Source organism: Clavibacter michiganensis, assembly GCF_016907085.1.
In the GTDB taxonomy this organism is placed as follows: Bacteria; Actinomycetota; Actinomycetes; order Actinomycetales; family Microbacteriaceae; genus Clavibacter; species Clavibacter michiganensis_O.
The window spans coordinates 1353949-1370556 of sequence record NZ_JAFBBJ010000001.1; the positions used below are offsets into that span (position 1 = coordinate 1353949).

The following is a 16608-nucleotide window of genomic DNA, read 5'->3' on the forward strand; positions in this document are numbered from 1 at the left end:
TCAGCTCACCCGGATTCGAGGATCGAGGACCGAGTACAGGATGTCGGCCAGCATGTTGAAGATCACGGTGAGGATGCTCGTGATCAGGATGAATCCCATCAGCGGATTGAGGTCGGTCTTGGTCAGGGCGTCCTGGAACACCGAGCCCATGCCCTTCCACGCGAAGATCGTCTCCGTGATCACCGCGCCGCCGATGAGCCCGCCGACGTCGAACGCGATGACGGTGGCCACCGGGATCATGGCGTTGCGGAACGCGTGGCGCATGATGACGGTGCGCTCGGTGAGTCCCTTTGCCCGCGCGGTGCGCACGTAGTCCTGGTTCATGACCTCGAGGAGGCTCGCCCGCGAATAGCGGGAGTAGCTCGCGACGGAGATGAGGAGGATCGCGATGGTCGGCAGCAGGAGGTGGGTGTAGCTGTCGAGCATGCCCTGCCAGACGGAGCCGTTGAGCCCTGGGGTGACGGCGCCGACGGTGGCGATGGGGCGGCCGCGCGTGTTGGTCACGTAGTCGGGCCACACCTGCATCACGCGGTCGATGATGATCAGCAGGGCGACGAGGCCACCCGTGATGCCGGCGCCGCGCGCCACGATCGGCTTGTCGTTCTGGCCGACGACGTAGCCGACGACCACGCCGACGACGACGAAGGCGACGATGAGCACGATCGTGATCCACCAGGGGGCGGAGACGGTCAGCACGTACTGCAGCGGGTACCAGAGCGCCGCGCCGAGGGCGGCCATCGCGAGCGCGGAGTAGAAGGCGCGGCGGTTGCGCAGCCCCGTCGAGAGCGACGTGATGAGCACCGCGACCAGGGCGCCGAGCGCGGCGATGAGCAGGATGCCGAGACCGGGTCGCGTGAACCAGTCCGTCGCGAGCAGGTAGATGAGCACGATCGCGGTGATGACGGTCGCGGAGCCGAAGACGATGAGCCGCGGCTTCGGGTCGCCGCCGATGATGCTCATCCAGACGAAGCCGGAGACGAGCGACAGGACCACGATCATCACCGGTGGGATCGACGGGTTCACGAGGAAGTCGTTGAAGCCGATGGCCACGTACTGCTTGAGCAGCACGGCGACGAAGAAGATCGGCAGCGAGAAGAAGAGGAACGACGCGAAGGTGACCGTGTAGTCGTAGCCGCTGTACTGGCGGAGCGCGGTCGTCATGCCGATCGAGACGCCGATGAGCACGGCGATGATCGTGGCGATCGTCACCAGCTGGATCGTCTGCCCGGCGGCGTTGGCGATGATCTCGTTGACCTCGCGGCCGTCGATGGCCTTGCCGAGGTCGACCTGGCCGATGAAGACCTTGAACACCCCACCCAGCCAGATGAAGTAGCGCAGCGGCGACGGCACGTCGAGGTCGAGGAGGTCGACGCGTGCGGCGATGAGCGCGTCGCGGTTCGGCGACGGGTTCTCCCGCAGATCCTGGAGGGGATCACCGGAGTTGGCGGCCAGGTTGTAGATGATGAAGCTGGCGCCCAGGAGGACGAAGAACGACGCGACGAGACGTCTCAAGACGAAGGTAAGCACAGGGCGACGACGTCCCTTTCTGTGTTCGGCCAGGGCTCGTGACCCGGCCCGACGAGAGCATACGCGGCCGGATCCGCGGATCACGAATCGGCAACGGACATGGAGAGGGTGCCGAAGCCAGGCGGCCTCGGCACCCTCGCACCCTCCCGTTCAGGGGACGGCGCTCACTGCTGTCGTGCTACTGAGCGGCTGCCTGAGCCGGAGCCCACTCCCAGTAGTTCCAGAACCAGTTGGGCGACAGGAACGCGGGCTTGACGCCCGACACGGTGTCGCTCCAGGCGGTGAGGCCGGGGAACTGGTAGATCGGCGTCGTCCAGCCCTGCTGCTGGATCAGGGTCTCGGCCTGGGTGACGATCTCGAGCTGCTTGTCCTTGTCCGTCTCCGTGTCCAGCTGCTTGAACAGCGCGTCGATCTCGGGGTTCGACCAGCCGTAGTAGTTGTTGATGCCGCCGGTCTGGTAGTTCGGGCCGGACTCGCCGACGCCGAGGCTCACCGACTGCCACCCGAAGAGGGCGATGTCGTACGAACCCGTCTTGCTGGAGAGGTCGGCGCCCCACGTCGCGCTGTTCACGTCGATGAGGTTGAACCCGGCGAGAGCGGCCGACTGGCGCATGAGCTCGAACTCCTGCTGGCGGCGCGTGTTGCCCTGGCCGTAGATGACTCGGGCGTCGATCGTGCCCGTGACGCCGGCCTTCGCGAGGTCCGCCTTGGCGCCGTCGATGTCGACCGTCTGGTCCTTGTAGCCGTTCTTCTCGACGGACGCCTCGTACTCCGGCGTGCCGGGCACGTAGACGTTCGAGTTGCGCAGCTCCGCGTCCGACTGGAGGGGCTTGATCAGCTTGTCGAGGATCTCCTCGCGCGGCAGCGTCTTGAAGAACGCCTGGCGGACGAGCTTGGCCTTCTCGGCGTCGCCGCCGTACTTCGTGGGGTCGAACGGGCCGCCGTTGGTGACCTGGAGGTCGACGTGCTCGTACGTGCCCTCGGCCTGGCCCTTGTACTCGATGCCGCTGAGTCCCTGGACCTGCTGGAGGAGGTCGGCCGTGGGCTGTCCGGACGCGATCTGGACCTCGCCGTTGGAGAGGGCCTGGATCTGCGCCTGCGGGTCCGCGATGAAGCGGACCGTGATCTTCTCGTACTTCGGCTTCTTGGTGCCGGTGTACTCCTTGTTGGCCGTCAGGGTGATGTACTGGTCGGCCTTGAGGTCGGTGATCGTGTACGCGCCGTCACCCAGGGTCTTCTGCGGCTCCGTCGGCATGTCCGAGTAGCGGTAGCCGTCGTTCCAGACCTTGGAGACCGGGGCGAGGACGCTGGCGTCCTTGTCCTGGATCGCCGTGATCAGCTTCTTCTTCGCGTCCTCGGCCGAGAGGTTCTCGTCGGGGAACGCCAGCTGCGTGGTGCCGTGCGCGGAGACGCCGACGCCGTTGCCGGTCGCGATCTCCCAGTCCACGTAGGGCTGGTCGTACGTGTAGGTGAGGCTGCGGCCGTCGTCGCCGATCTCGGGGGTCTTGGTGACCAGGCCGAGGCGGGTGTCCTTGACGGCGCCCGAGTTGAAGAAGACCTGGTCGTCGCCGGTGGAGACCGTGCCGTCGTCGTTCGTCTTCACGTCCTCGGTCGTGTTCACGTTCGTCGTGTTCGCGGCCCAGTTAAGGAGCATGTCCGCGGCGTCGACGGGGGTGCCGTCGCTCCACTTGACGCCCTCGTTGATCGTGAACTTCACGACGAGCGGGTTGTCGGAGACCTTCTCGTAGGTGCCGAAGTCGGTGTTCTTGACGAGGGACGGACCGTCGTCGTAGTAGTTGAAGGACTGGTTCGTCAGGTACACGATGTTCGTGTTGGCGGACGCGTTGCCGGTCGCCGACGCGTTGTTGTACTCGAGGAACGGGTCGTTCCAGGCCACGGTGATCTCAGTGCCGGCGATGACCTCGGACTGCTGAGCGGGCGCAGAGCAGCCGCTGAGTACGAGGGCACCGGAGACGATGACGGCACCAGCCGCTGCGAGGCGTCTGATTTTCAAGGGTCCTCCTGTGCATGGGAATGGCGCGGACCGACCGTGCGTGCGGTCGACCGCGCAGATAAGAATGACCCTAGGTACGGCTGGGAGTCTTTGCAAAAACTGGGCCCAAACGTTACACACCGGTAACGCGGACGCGCGGATCCGCGCGTCGCCGTCCGGATCCGTGCGTCTCGACGGGCGGAATCGCGCGTTCCCGTCGCCCGCTGCGACGGATCGCGTCGTCAGGGGCCTCTCGGGCCACGTCCGGCCCGCAGGCGGCCGGTCGGCATCGCGCGCCTAGGATCGGCCCGTGCCCGACGCCCCCGCCATCTCCCGTGCTCCCCGACCGCCGCTGCGACGAGCGATGCGGACGCGGCTGCGGTGGGAGATCGCGATCGTGCTCGGTCTCTCGCTCGGAGCGAGCGCCGTGTACTCGGTGCTGCGCATCGTCGACCTGTCCACGCGTCCGGAGGCGCTCGGGTCGCAGAGCGCCACCATCAACCGGAGCCTCAACGACCGGCAGGTGTTCGATCTCCTGTACCAGCTGCTCGACATCGCGACGGCGCTGGTGCCCGTGGCCCTCGTGCTCTTCCTGCTGTGGCAGCCGGGGCGGAGCGCGTTCCGGCGCATCGGGCTCGACCTCGCGCGTCCGGGGCGGGACGTCGCCGCCGGGTTCGGCCTCGCTGCCCTCATCGGCGTGCCCGGCCTCGGCCTCTACTTCGCCGGCCGCGCGCTCGGGATCACGGTGGACGTGGTGCCGACCGCGCTCGACTCGTACTGGTGGACGGTCCCGGTGCTCGTGCTCGTCGCCCTCCGCGCGGCGCTACAGGAGGAGGTGATCGTGGTCGGGTACCTCTTCACCCGACTGCGCGAGCTCGGCTGGGGGCACGGGCGGCTGGGCGCGTGGAGCATCATCCTGTCGGCCGCCGTGCTGCGCGGGAGCTACCACCTCTACCAGGGCTACGGGCCCTTCTTCGGGAACGTGGCGATGGGGATCGTGTTCGGCTGGTGCTACGTGCGCTTCGGCCGCACGGCGCCGCTCGTGGTGGCGCACCTGATCCTCGACGTCGTGAGCTTCGTGGGCTACCCGGTCGCGCTGCAGCTGCTCCCGGGGCTGTTCGGCTGACGGGTTTTCGGGCGGGACCGGGGGCGCGACCCTGGCGCTCCCGCCCGACCTGTGCCTAACCTGGGAGCGCCGCACGACGAGGTGCGGCCTCATCTCGAGGAGATCACATGGGCGACGACGCTCATCCGACCGGGGACCCCCGGCCGGCCATCGACTACCGGGAGGTCGAGGACTCGGCCCGGTTCCGGGAGCTGAAGCACGCGCACCGGAGCTTCGTCTTCCCCCTCGCCGTCGCGTTCCTCGTCTGGTACTTCGCGTTCGTGCTGCTGTCGGACTACGCGCACGAGCTCATGTCCACGCCGGTCATCGGGAACGTGAACCTCGGGATCCTGCTCGGGCTCGGGCAGTTCGTCACGACGTTCGCGATCACCACCTGGTACGTGAGCCGCGCGAACTCGCGGTTCGACCCCATCGCCGCGGAGATCCGCGCCGACCTGGAGGAGCGGGAGCGCGTCGCCGTCGACGGACCGCGCGGATCCACGCCGCCGAAGCGCCGGAAGGGCGGCCGACGGTGATCGCGTCGGGCACGGCCGTCATGGCGACGACGCCGACGACCGACACGGGCGATCCCGTCCTCAACATCTCGATCTTCGGGGCGTTCGTGGTCATCACGCTCGTGATCGTGTTCCGTGCGAGCCGGAACAACTCGACCGCGGCCGACTACTACGCGGCAGGACGTTCGTTCACGGGGCCGCAGAACGGCACCGCGATCGCGGGCGACTACCTCTCGGCGGCGTCGTTCCTCGGGATCGTCGGCGCGATCGCCATCAACGGGTACGACGGGTTCCTCTACTCGATCGGGTTCCTGGTCGCGTGGCTCGTCGCGCTGCTGCTCGTGGCGGAGCTCATGCGCAACACGGGCAAGTTCACGATGGCCGACGTGCTGAGCTTCCGGCTGAAGCAGCGGCCCGTGCGGCTCGCGGCGGCGACCACGACGCTCGCGGTCTGCTTCTTCTACCTGCTCGCGCAGATGGCGGGCGCGGGCGGGCTCGTCTCGCTGCTGCTCGGGATCGACGACCGGCTCGGGCAGTCGCTCGTCATCGCGGTGGTCGGCGCGCTGATGATCGTCTACGTGCTCGTCGGCGGGATGAAGGGCACGACCTGGGTGCAGATCATCAAGGCGTGCCTGCTCATCGCCGGTGCTGCGGTGATGACGGTCTGGGTGCTCGCGATCCACGGGTTCGACGTCTCCGACCTGCTCGGCGCCGCTGCGGCCGCAGCCGACAAGCCCGTGCTGGAGCCCGGCAACCAGTACGGGGCCACGGGGATCACGAAGCTCGACTTCCTGTCGCTCGCGCTCGCGCTGGTGCTCGGGACGGCGGGGCTCCCCCACGTGCTCATGCGCTTCTACACGGTGCCGACCGCGAAGGAGGCGCGCCGCAGCGTCGTCTGGGCGATCTGGCTTATCGGGATCTTCTACCTCTTCACCCTGGTGCTCGGCTACGGCGCGGGCGCGCTGCTCGGGAGCGAGCGGATCCTCGCGGCCCCCGGCGGCGTGAACTCCGCGGCACCGCTGCTGGCGCTCGAGCTGGGCGGGCCGATCCTGCTCGGGATCATCGCGGCGGTCGCGTTCGCGACGATCCTGGCGGTGGTCGCCGGCCTCACCATCACGGCCGCGGCGTCCTTCGCGCACGACGTGTACGGGAGCGTGATCAAGAAGGGGCAGGTCTCGGCGAACGGCGAGGTGCGCGTCGCGCGGATCACGGTGGTCGTGATCGGCATCGTCTCGATCATCGCGGGCATCGGCGCGAACGGGCAGAACGTGGCGTTCCTCGTGGCGCTCGCGTTCGCGGTGGCGGCGAGCGCGAACCTGCCGACCATCCTGTACTCCCTCTACTGGAGGCGCTTCTCCACGCGGGGCGCGGTGCTCAGCATGTACGGCGGGCTCGGGACGGCGCTCGTGCTGATCGCGTTCTCGCCCGTCGTGTCGGGCGCGGAGACGTCGATGATCCCGGGGGCCGACTTCTCGTGGTTCCCGCTGAGCAACCCCGGGATCGTGTCGATCCCCGTCGGGTTCCTGCTCGGCTGGATCGGGACGGTGACGTCAACGCGCAAGGAGGACCCGCTGGTCGCGGCCGAGATGGACGTCAGGTCGCTCACCGGGCACGGCGCGGAGAAGGCGACGGAGCACTAGGACCGGGCGTCCCGGGCGCCTCCTCCGAGGCGCCCGCGCGGACGCTCAGTCGCTGAGCGCGTCGCTGAGGATCGCGAGGACGCCCGCGCGGGTGTCGACCGCGGTGGCGCCCAGGCGGTCGGCGACGATCTCCACGAGCGACTCCAGCACGATCACGTGCGGGATGCGCGAGGTGTGCTCGACCTCGTGGCGGAAGCCGGCCTTTGCGGGGGCCACGACGAGCGCGACGTCGGCGATGGCGCCGATGGGCGAGGTCGCGAACGAGGTGACCACGACGATCCCCGCCCCCGATGCCCGGGCGGAGCGCGCGGCGCGGAGGCTCAGCTCGTTGGCCCCGCTGCCGCTGATGACCAGTACGACGTCGTCCGCGCCGAGGCGGCTGACGGCGATCTGCTGCCCGATGGGGTCGGCGACGTGCTCGGCCGGACGGCCGACGGCGGTGAGACGCATCGAGAGGTCGAGGGCGAGCGGCGAGGAGAGGCCGCTCGCGACGATCACGAGGCGGCGGGCGCCGACGACGCGGACGACCGCGTCCTCGACCTCCGCCTCCGTGAGGACGCTGGCGACGCGCGGCAGGGCGGCGACGAGCGCGTCGAGGTCGGCGCGGATCCGGCCGAGGGCGCTGGGACCGTGGGCGTCGTCCCCCGCGGCCGTCGGGGCGAGGGCCGAGCTGCGCGCCAGCTCGCGGGTGAGGGCGACGCGCAGCTGCGGGTAGCCGCGGTAGCCGAGGCTCTGGCAGGAGCGCACCACGGTGGACCGGGCGACGCCGGCCCGGTCGGCGAGCTCCTGCGCGGTGATCTCCACCACGCCCTCGGTGTCGTCGAGGATGAGCTGCACGACCCGGCGCTCGCTCGGCTGCAGGGCGTTGACCACGGTCGCGATGCGCGTGGTGGGCCCGACGTCGTCACTCCACTGCACGGACCCTGGCCCCCTCGGTGATCCGGCGGCGGATGGCACCGGAGATCGCGTCGATCGACATGGTGACGGCGACGACCACGATGAGGAGCACGCCGACGGTGGGCCACTCCCGGTACTGAGTGTAGGAGGTGAGCATGTCGCCGATCCCGCCGACGCCGATGAGGCCGAGCACCGCCGACGCGCGCACGTTGATCTCGAACCGGTAGAGCCAGAAGGAGAGGAACTCGCCGCTCGCCTGCGGCCACACGCCCCAGCGGATGAGCGACCACGCGCCGCCGCCGGCCGCGCGCACGGCCTCGAGCGCGCCGCGGTCCACGCCCTCGACGGACTCGTAGCCCCACTTGCCGAGGGTGCCGACGCTCGACGCGGCGAGCGCGAGCGCACCCGTGAGCGGGGTGAGCCCGGTGACGGACAGGATGATGATGGCCGTGATGATCTCCGGCACGGCGCGGATGGCGGCGAACAGGATCCGCAGCGGCCAGCGCACGGCAGCCGGCGCGAAGCCGCGGGCCGCGACGAACGCGAGCGGCACCGAGACCACTATGCCGAGGACCGTCCCGACCCAGGCCATGAGCACGGAGATCCAGGTCTGCGCGAGGGCCTCGGGCAGCTTCGACCAGTCGGGGCCGGAGAACATGAGCCAGAGGTAGCGGACGACCTCGGCGGGCAGGTCGCCGAGGCGGTCCCACGCGATGTCGGTCGACCAGCAGGCGACGACCACGACGACGGTGACGCCCGCGGCGGCGATCGCGCGGCCGGGGCGGCGGGGGCGGGCGGGCACGGCGAGGGTCATGCGATCCTCTTCCTGATCTCGTTCGAGACGAGGTCGATGACGATGACGATCACGAGGATCTCGAGCACGATGAGCGCGAGCTGGTCGTAGCGGTAGAAGGTGCGCACGGCGTCGATGAGGAGGCCGATGCCCCCGGCGCCGACGAGGCCGAGCACGGTGGACGCGCGGACGTTGAGCTCGAGCACGTAGAGGGTCTGGCCGATGAAGCCGGGCATCACGTCCGGGAGGGCCACGGCGCGGTCGACCTGCATGCGGGTGCCGCCCGCCGCGCGACCCGCCTCGAGGGGGCCGGCGTCGTTCGACTCGATGGCCTCCGACACGAGCTTCACGATGATGCCGACGTTGAAGAGGACGAGCGCGATGATTCCGGGCAGCGCGCCGACGCCCACCATCGCGACGAGCACCGAGGCGTAGAGCAGCTCGGGCACGGCACGGACGACGTTGAGGATGGCGCGGAGGATCCCCCGGCTGAACGGGTGCGGGTTCGTGAGCCGCGCGGCCCAGAGGCTGAGCGGCAGCGCGACCGCCGCGCCCGCGACCGTGGCGACGACGGCCATGGCGAGCGTCTCGAGCATCGGCGCGACCGTGCGCGGGAAGAACGCCCAGTCGGGTTGGACGAGGCGCACGAGCTTGTCGGCGCCGTTCCGCCAGTTGCGCGCGATGGCGTCGAACCCGAACGCGACGCCCAGCTGCGGGCTCATCGCGACCGCCGTGATCGCCACGACCACCGCGAGCGCGAGCCACGGCTTCCAGCGTCCGGCCGGTCGCGGCGGCAGCTCCCTGACGCTCATCCGAGGGTGTCCTCGGGCCGGATGGAGCGGCCGTAGATGGCCTCGAACACGTCGTCTCCCGCCGTCGCGGCGGGGCCGTCGTACACGACCTCGCCGGCGCGGAGGCCGATCATGCGGTCGCCGTACTCGCGCGCGAGGTCGAGCAGGTGGAGGTTCGTGAGCACGGTGATGCCGAGCTCGCGGTTGATGCGGCGGAGGTCGCCCATGACGCCGTGCGCGGTCGGCGGGTCGAGGCTCGCGACGGGCTCGTCGGCGAGGACGAGCCGCGGCCGCTGGGCCAGCGCCCGCGCGATGGCGACGCGCTGCTGCTGGCCGCCCGAGAGGGTGGAGGCGCGGTCCCAGACCTTCGGCAGGATCCCGACGCTCTCGAGCGCCTGGAACGCGATCTCGCGATCGGCCGCCGAGGGCCGCCCGAGGAAGGTACGCCAGCCCGGTGTGTGCGCGAGCCGGCCCACGAGCACGTTCTCGAGCACGCTCGCGCGCTTCGCGAGGTTGAAGCCCTGGAAGATCATGCCGATGTCGCCGCGGAGGGCGCGGAGGCGCCGACCCGCGAGGCCGTCGACGCGCGTGCCGCCGACCTCCACCTCGCCCGAGGAGACGGGGACCAGGCCGTTGATCGTGCGGATGAGGCTCGACTTGCCGGACCCGGACAGCCCGACGATGGAGACCATCTCGCCGCCGGCGATGTCGAGCGAGACGTCCTTCAGCGCGACGACGCCGTTCGGGTAGCGGACCGTGACGCCGGCGAGGCGCACGGCCCACGGCGCGGAGGCCGGCGCGAGCGCGTCGGCCTCCACGAGGGAGCGGGTGGCGGGCATCCGCTACTGCAGACCGAGCGACTCGGCGGCGCGGGCCACGACGTCGAGCGACGACGGGTCGGCGGGCGCGAGCTTGGTGATGGAGTACACGGCCGTGAGGGCGGCGGATCCCTCGGGCGTGGCCGAGTAGTCGGCCAGCGCCTTCGTGATCCTGTCCTGCAGCTCCGGCGAGAGCGAGCCGGAGACCGCGACGCCGTCGTTGGGGATCTCGTCCGTCATGGCGAAGACGACGACCTTCTGGCCGACGTCCGGCTTGTCCTTCGCGACGATGGTGCGGGCGTCCCAGAAGCTGAAGCCGACCTCGGCGTCGCCGTTGTAGACCGCGAGCACCGAGGCGTCGTTGGCCGTGACGGGGATCCGCTGGATGTCGGAGTCGATGTCGAGGCCGGCGTCCTTCAGGGCGAGCATCGGGTAGATGTAGCCGGCGGGCGAGCCCGGGCCGAGGACGGCGACCTTCGCGCCCTTCACCTTCGTGATGGAGTCGAGTCCCTGGGGGCCGGACAGCGCGTCGGCGCCGTTGCAGAACAGCATGCCGTCGCGCTCGACCGGGGTGTCGTCGCAGTACTTGTCGGGGTCGTTCGTCATGAACTGCGCGGGGTAGGTGATGTTGCCGTTGCGCTCGGTCTGCAGCACGACCTTGGCCTTGTACATGTCGCTCGCCTGCCAGAGCTGGAGCGACGGGAGGAAGCCGATCTGCGCCTGGTCGGCGCCCATCGCCTCGACCGCGGCCTGGTAGTCCTTCGAGACCACGCCGGTGACGGGGATCCCGAGCGCCTTCGTGAGCATGTCGGTGAGCGGCGCCGCGGTCTCGACCAGGCCGTCCTGGTCCTGCGACGGGACCAGCGCGAGCGTGAGGGAGGTGGGATCCGCGGCGGCCGCGGGGGTGCCGGACGCGTCGGAGCCGGATCCTGCGGAGCAGCCGGTGAGCGCGAGGGCGGTGACGGCCCCGATGGCGAGGAGCGGGAGGGCGGGCTTCTTCATGCGTGCATCTGCTTTCCGTGGGGAGCTGCGGTGGGTGCGGGATGAGGAGAGGAGGGGTCGGTGGCGGCGCCGGCGAGCCACGCGTCGATGTCCGCGTAGAGGTCGGCGACGGAGGCGGCGCGGAAGGTGGGCCGCGCGTCGGCGGAGGATCCCGGTCCCACCAGCGCGGTGCTGAAGCCGCGGACGTGCGCGGGCTCGAGGTCGTTGACCCAGAGGTCGCCGACGCTGAGGAGCCGGTCGGCGCTGAGGCCCGCGGCAGGGCCCGGGTCGACGCGGTCGAGGACGGCGTCCATCCCGCCGGGCTTGCCGGCACCGGTGACCACCTCGTCGAAGGCGTCGTCGAGGCCGAGCGCGGCGAGCGCCTCGGGGATCCGGACGGCGGGCGAGTTGGTGACGAGGACGCGGCGGACGCGGCCGGCGACCCCGCGGAGGAACGGGGCGAGGCCGGTGGGGGCGAGCACCGGCGCGTGCGGTCCGCCGAGCTCGGCGCGGCTCGCGAGGAACGCGGCGGAGAGGAGACGGGCGGGCACGCCGTGGTCGGCGGCGAGGCCCTGCACGAGCGCGTAGCCGTCGACCGCACCCGAGGCGCAGCCGACGTCACGGAGACCCGCGGCGACTCCGGCGGCGAAGCCCGGGCGGGCGTCCACCGCCAGCGTCTCGGCCACGTGGTGGGCGTACCGGAGCACGGGGCCGTCGCCGAGGGAGACCGTGCCGTCGAAGTCGAACACGATGGTCCGGCCGGGGGTGCTCACGGGTGGCGCTCGTCTCCGCGCCCGGTTCATCGGATCCCGCGTCGGGATCCTGTGGACGCAGCGTCCACGATAGGGAGGCGTCGTCGACGGGATGACCGCGCCCGGTGAACGCCGCGTGAACGACGGCGGGCGGGACGACGCGAGGGCGGCGGGACCCTTCGGTCCCGCCGCCCTCGCGGTGATGCGGTGCGGCGCCGGAGCGCCGCGGTCAGCGGATCAGGCGAACGCCTCCGGCGGCGGGCAGGCGCAGAACAGGTTGCGGTCGCCGTAGGCCTGGTCGATCCGGCGCACCGGCGGCCAGTACTTGTCGCGCACGAGCGTGGACACCGGGTAGACGGCGCGCTCGCGCGTGTAGGCGTGCGTCCACTCCCCCGCGATGACCGACTCGGCCGTGTGGGGCGCGTTCCGCAAGGGGTTGTCGTCGGCCGGCCACTCGCCCGCGGCGACGGAGTCGGCCTCCTGCTTGATGCCGATCATCGCGGCGATGAAGCGCTCGACCTCGGCGAGGTCCTCGCTCTCCGTGGGCTCGACCATGAGCGTGCCCGGGACCGGGAAGCTCATCGTCGGCGCGTGGAAGCCGTAGTCGACGAGGCGCTTGGCCACGTCGTCCACCGTGATCCCGGTCGCGGCCGTGAGCGGACGCAGGTCGAGGATGCACTCGTGCGCGACCAGGCCGTCCTCCCCCGCGTAGAGCACCGGGTAGTGGTCGCGGAGGCGCGCGGCGATGTAGTTCGCCGAGAGGACCGCCGCGCCGGTGGCCTGCTTGAGGCCCTCGGCGCCCATCATGCGGACGTAGGCCCAGCTGATCGGCAGGATGCTCGGGGATCCGTAGGGAGCCGCCGACACCGGGGCGCCGCCGTGCTCGATGGTCGAGACGACGCCGTCCTGCACGAGCGCGTGGACGTTGCGCTGCGCCTGCGGGTGTCCCGGCAGGAAGGGCGCGAGGTGCGCCTTCGCCGCGACCGGGCCGACGCCGGGTCCGCCGCCGCCGTGCGGGATGCAGAACGTCTTGTGCAGGTTCAGGTGCGAGACGTCGCCGCCGAAGTCGCCGAACCGGGCGAAGCCGAGGAGCGCGTTGAGGTTCGCGCCGTCGACGTAGACCTGGCCGCCGGCCTCGTGCACGGCCTCGCAGATCGCGCCGACCTCGTGCTCGTAGACGCCGTGGGTGGAGGGGTACGTGATCATCAGGCCCGCGAGCTCGTCGCGGTGCGCCGCGATCTTGGCCCGCAGGTCGTCGAGGTCGACGTTGCCGAGCTCGTCGCACGCGACGACCACGACGCGCATGCCGGCGAGCACGGCGCTGGCCGCGTTCGTGCCGTGCGCGCTCTGCGGGATGAGGCAGACCGTGCGCGCGTCGTCGCCATTCGCGAGGTGGTAGCCGCGGATCGCGAGGAGGCCCGCGAGCTCGCCCTGGCTGCCGGCGCTCGGCTGGAGGCTCACGGTGTCGTAGCCCGTGACGTCGGCGAGCCAGGTCTCCAGCTGGAGGACGAGCTCGAGGTAGCCCTCGACGTCGTCCGCCGGGGCGAAGGGGTGGATGGCCTGGAACTCGGGCCAGGTCACCGCCTCCATCTCGGTGGCGGCGTTGAGCTTCATGGTGCAGGAGCCGAGCGGGATCATGCCGCGGTCGAGCGCGTAGTCCTTGTCGGAGAGGCGCTTGAGGTAGCGCATCATGCCGGTCTCCGAGCGGTGCGTGGAGAAGACGGCATGCGTGAGGTACTCGCTCGTGCGGATCGAGCCGTGCGGGATCGACGACAGGTCGCCCGCGGCGCCCTCGTCCTCCGCGAGCTCGGCGCCGAACGCATGCGCGACGGCCGCGAGGTCCTCGGGGCGCGTGGCCTCGTCGACGCTGAAGCCGAGGGTGTCGGCGTCCACGCGGAGCAGGTTGACCCCACCCCGGGCGGCGGCGGCCAGGATCTCGTCGGCGCGGCCGGGAACGGAGACGCGCACGGTGTCGAAGAACGCGGCGTGGATCGGCTCGACGCCGACCGTCGCCAGCGAGCGGACGAGGCGGCGGGCGCCCCGGTTCGCCTGGCGCGCGATCACGCGGAGGCCCTTCGGCCCGTGGTAGACCGCGTACATCGACGCCATGACGGCGAGGAGCACCTGCGCCGTGCAGATGTTGCTCGTGGCCTTCTCACGGCGGATGTGCTGCTCGCGCGTCTGCAGGGAGAGGCGGTAGGCGGGGTGGCCGGCCGCGTCCTGGCTGACGCCGACGAGGCGGCCGGGCATCTGGCGCTCGAGGCCGGCGCGCACGGCGAGGTAGCCCGCGTGCGGACCGCCGAAGCCCATGGGCACGCCGAAGCGCTGCGAGGTGCCGACCGCGATGTCGGCGCCGAGCTCGCCGGGCGACGTGATCACCGTGAGGGCGAGCAAGTCGGCCGCGACGACCGCGAGGCCGCCCGCCTCGTGCACGCGCGCGATGACGGCGCTCGGGTCCCACACGCGGCCGGAGGCGCCGGGGTACTGGATGAAGGCGCCGAACGCGTCGGGCAGCTCGGCGGGATCCACCGTGGCGAGGTCGTGCGCGACCAGCTCGATGCCGACCGCGGCGGCGCGGCTGTCGAGGAGGGCGCGCGTCTGGGGCAGGGCGTCGGCGTCGATGAGGAACACGTCGGTCTTGGCCTTGGAGGCGCGGCGCGCGAGCAGCATGCCCTCGACGACGGCGGTGGCCTCGTCGAGCATGGACGCGTTCGCGGTCGCGAGCCCGGAGAGCTCCGCGACCATCGTCTGGAAGTTGATCAGCGCCTCGAGGCGGCCCTGCGAGATCTCCGGCTGGTACGGCGTGTAGGCCGTGTACCAGCTCGGGTTCTCGAGCACGTTGCGGGTGATCACGGCGGGCGTGATCGTGTCGTGGTAGCCGAGGCCGATCACCGACGTGCGCACGCGGTTGCGGCCCGCGATGCGGCGGAGCTCGGCGAGGGCGTCGCGCTCGGTGGCCGCCTCGGGCAGCACGGAGTCGCCCTCGGTGCGGAAGCGGTCGACCTGGATGGTCTCGGGCACGGCCTTCGCCAGCAGCGACGGGATCGAGTCGTGGCCGAGGACGCCGAGCATGGTCGCGCGGGCCTCGGAGTCGGTGCCGATGTGGCGGGCGCCGAACGCCCCGGGCGCGAAGGCCGAGGACTCCTCCGCGATGTCGGGGGCGGCGGCGGGTGCGGGTGCGGGCGTGGCCGAGCGGGTGCCGGCGTCGACGGCGGTCACTCGCCCACCAGCGCGACGTACTCGTCGTGGCTGAGGAGCGTCGGCAGCGCCGCGAAGCGCACCTTCACGAGCCAGCCGGCGCCGAAGGGGTCGCTGTTGACGAGGTCGGGCGAGGCCACGACGTCGTCGTTGACCTCGGTGACGGTGCCGTCGATGGGCGCGAACAGCTCGCCGACCGACTTGGTCGACTCGATCTCGCCGACGACCTCGCCGCCCGCGAGCTCGTCGCCCACGGCGGGCAGCTCGACGAAGACGACGTCGCCGAGCTTGTCGGCGGCGTAGGCCGTGATGCCGACGGTCGCGACGTCGCCGTCGACCTGCACCCACTCGTGCTCGGCGGTGTACTGGAGGCTGGTCTGATCGGTCATGCGGAGGCCTTTCGCGAGTAGAAGGGGAGGGTCACGACGGTGGCGGGCACGCGCGTGCCGCGGACGTCGACGGCGAGGCGCGTGCCGGGGGCGGCGAGCGAGGGATCCACGTACGCCATGGCGACGGGGTGGCCGAGCGTGGGCGACAGGGCCCCGCTCGTGACGATGCCGACGGGCGCGACGGCGCCCTCGGTGGCCTCCATCACGGCCTCGAGGGCCGCAGCGGAGTCGCCCGCGGCCTCCTCGGCGTAGACGGGGTAGTCGGCGCGGGGCGCGCGGCGGCCCTCGGTGACGAGGCCGACGAGCACGCGGGCGACGGGATCCGGTCCCTTCTCCACCGCGGCGCGACCGCGGAAGTCGCCCTCCTTGGCGAGCGCGACCACCTTGCCGAGGCCGGCCTGCACGGGCAGCGTATGGAGGCCGAGCTCGTGGCCGTAGAGCGGCATGCCCGCCTCGAGGCGGAGCGTGTCGCGGCAGGCGAGGCCCGTGTTCAGGAGGCCGAGTGGCGTGCCGGCCGCGACGAGCGCCTCCCACAGGGCGACGGCGTCCTCGGTCGCGACGTACAGCTCGTAGCCGTCCTCGCCCGTGTATCCGGTGCGGGCGACGAGCACGTCCTGGCCGGCGAAGCGCGCGGCCGTGGCCCGGTAGTAGCCGAGCGCCTCGAGCGGCGTCTCGGTCTCGAGGCCGACGGTGGCCTCGAGGATCGCGCGGGACACCGGGCCCTGCACGGCGATGAGCGCGACGTCGTCGCTCGCGTCGTCGACCTCCACGTCGTCCCGGCCTCGGGCGGCCTCCGCGAGGACGGCGAGCACGGGGTCGTGGTTGCCCGCGTTGGCGACGACGAGGAAGGACTCCTCGCCCGTGCGGTAGACGATGAGGTCGTCGACGATGCCGCCCGAGGGATCCAGCAGCAGCGTGTACTTGGCCTGCCATTCGGCGATGGCGGAGAGCTTGCCGGCGAGGACGGAGTCGAGGAACGCGGCGGCGCCCTCCCCCTCCACCGCGATCTCGGCCATGTGCGAGATGTCGAAGATGCCGGCGGCCTCGCGCACGGCGCGGTGCTCGGCGAGGTCGCTCGTGTACCGCACGGGCATGAGCCAGCCGGCGAAGTCGGTGAAGGAGGCGCCGGCGGCCTCGTGCACGGCGTGCAGCGGGGATCGGCGGGGCGGTGACCCGGCGTCGGTCTCGGCGGGTGCGTCGGTCATGGAG

Annotated in this window: 14 protein-coding genes; 3 read left to right on the forward strand and 11 right to left on the reverse strand. The window is 71.4% G+C overall.

Annotation, left to right across the window (positions count from 1 at the left end; all coding sequences use genetic code 11):
• Together JOE38_RS06125 and JOE38_RS06130 are read right to left on the reverse strand one after the other, a co-directional pair.
• Positions 1–1527 (reverse strand): ABC transporter permease, encoded by a 1527-nt coding sequence (locus tag JOE38_RS06125; RefSeq protein ID WP_204575334.1) that lies wholly within the window; start codon positions 1525–1527, stop codon positions 1–3.
• A gap of 178 nt (positions 1528–1705) precedes the next feature.
• A complete protein-coding gene (locus tag JOE38_RS06130; protein ID WP_204575335.1) occupies positions 1706–3541 on the reverse strand; it encodes an ABC transporter family substrate-binding protein in 1836 nt (611 codons plus the stop codon).
• A gap of 289 nt (positions 3542–3830) precedes the next feature.
• On the opposite strand from JOE38_RS06130, the gene JOE38_RS06135 reads away from it, so the two are divergent.
• The 3 genes from JOE38_RS06135 (at position 3831) to JOE38_RS06145 (ending at position 6780) form a co-directional block, all read left to right on the forward strand.
• Positions 3831–4646, forward strand: coding sequence for a CPBP family intramembrane glutamic endopeptidase (locus JOE38_RS06135; RefSeq protein WP_204575336.1), 816 nt, complete (start codon positions 3831–3833; stop codon positions 4644–4646).
• A 107-nt stretch (positions 4647–4753) separates the two neighbouring features.
• The gene (locus JOE38_RS06140) at positions 4754–5161 is read left to right on the forward strand and encodes a DUF485 domain-containing protein (protein ID WP_204575337.1); all 408 of its coding nucleotides are present in this window, start codon (positions 4754–4756) and stop codon (positions 5159–5161) included.
• Positions 5162–5181: 20 nt separating this feature from the next.
• Entirely contained in the window at positions 5182–6780 is a 1599-nt protein-coding gene (locus tag JOE38_RS06145; RefSeq protein ID WP_204577134.1) for a solute symporter family protein, read from the forward strand.
• Between the two features lie 45 nt (positions 6781–6825).
• Here JOE38_RS06145 and JOE38_RS06150 read toward each other — a convergent pair whose 3' ends face one another.
• From JOE38_RS06150 to gcvT, 9 genes are all read right to left on the reverse strand, one after another.
• Complete coding sequence (locus JOE38_RS06150; protein ID WP_204575338.1) at positions 6826–7698, reverse strand: MurR/RpiR family transcriptional regulator; 873 nt, start codon at positions 7696–7698, stop codon at positions 6826–6828.
• A complete protein-coding gene (gene phnE / locus JOE38_RS06155) occupies positions 7685–8491 on the reverse strand; it encodes a phosphonate ABC transporter, permease protein PhnE (protein WP_204575339.1) in 807 nt (268 codons plus the stop codon). Before phnE (JOE38_RS06155) ends, JOE38_RS06150 begins: the two co-directional genes overlap by 14 nt.
• A complete protein-coding gene (gene phnE / locus JOE38_RS06160; protein ID WP_204575340.1) occupies positions 8488–9282 on the reverse strand; it encodes a phosphonate ABC transporter, permease protein PhnE in 795 nt (264 codons plus the stop codon). The genes phnE (JOE38_RS06155) and phnE (JOE38_RS06160) overlap by 4 nt, the downstream gene beginning before the upstream one ends.
• Entirely contained in the window at positions 9279–10100 is an 822-nt protein-coding gene (gene phnC, locus JOE38_RS06165) for a phosphonate ABC transporter ATP-binding protein (RefSeq protein WP_204575341.1), read from the reverse strand. The genes phnE (JOE38_RS06160) and phnC overlap by 4 nt, the downstream gene beginning before the upstream one ends.
• A 3-nt stretch (positions 10101–10103) precedes the next feature.
• The gene (gene phnD / locus JOE38_RS06170; protein ID WP_204575342.1) at positions 10104–11081 is read right to left on the reverse strand and encodes a phosphate/phosphite/phosphonate ABC transporter substrate-binding protein; all 978 of its coding nucleotides are present in this window, start codon (positions 11079–11081) and stop codon (positions 10104–10106) included.
• Positions 11078–11833, reverse strand: a complete 756-nt coding sequence (locus JOE38_RS06175; protein ID WP_204575343.1) for an HAD family hydrolase — start codon at positions 11831–11833, stop codon at positions 11078–11080. Before JOE38_RS06175 ends, phnD begins: the two co-directional genes overlap by 4 nt.
• Positions 11834–12049: 216 nt before the next feature.
• Entirely contained in the window at positions 12050–15031 is a 2982-nt protein-coding gene (gcvP, locus tag JOE38_RS06180; protein WP_204575344.1) for an aminomethyl-transferring glycine dehydrogenase, read from the reverse strand.
• Complete coding sequence (gcvH, locus tag JOE38_RS06185) at positions 15028–15399, reverse strand: glycine cleavage system protein GcvH (protein ID WP_204575345.1); 372 nt, start codon at positions 15397–15399, stop codon at positions 15028–15030. The genes gcvP and gcvH overlap by 4 nt, the downstream gene beginning before the upstream one ends.
• Positions 15396–16604, reverse strand: coding sequence for a glycine cleavage system aminomethyltransferase GcvT (gcvT, locus tag JOE38_RS06190; RefSeq protein ID WP_204575346.1), 1209 nt, complete (start codon positions 16602–16604; stop codon positions 15396–15398). Before gcvT ends, gcvH begins: the two co-directional genes overlap by 4 nt.
• Positions 16605–16608 lie beyond the last annotated feature (4 nt).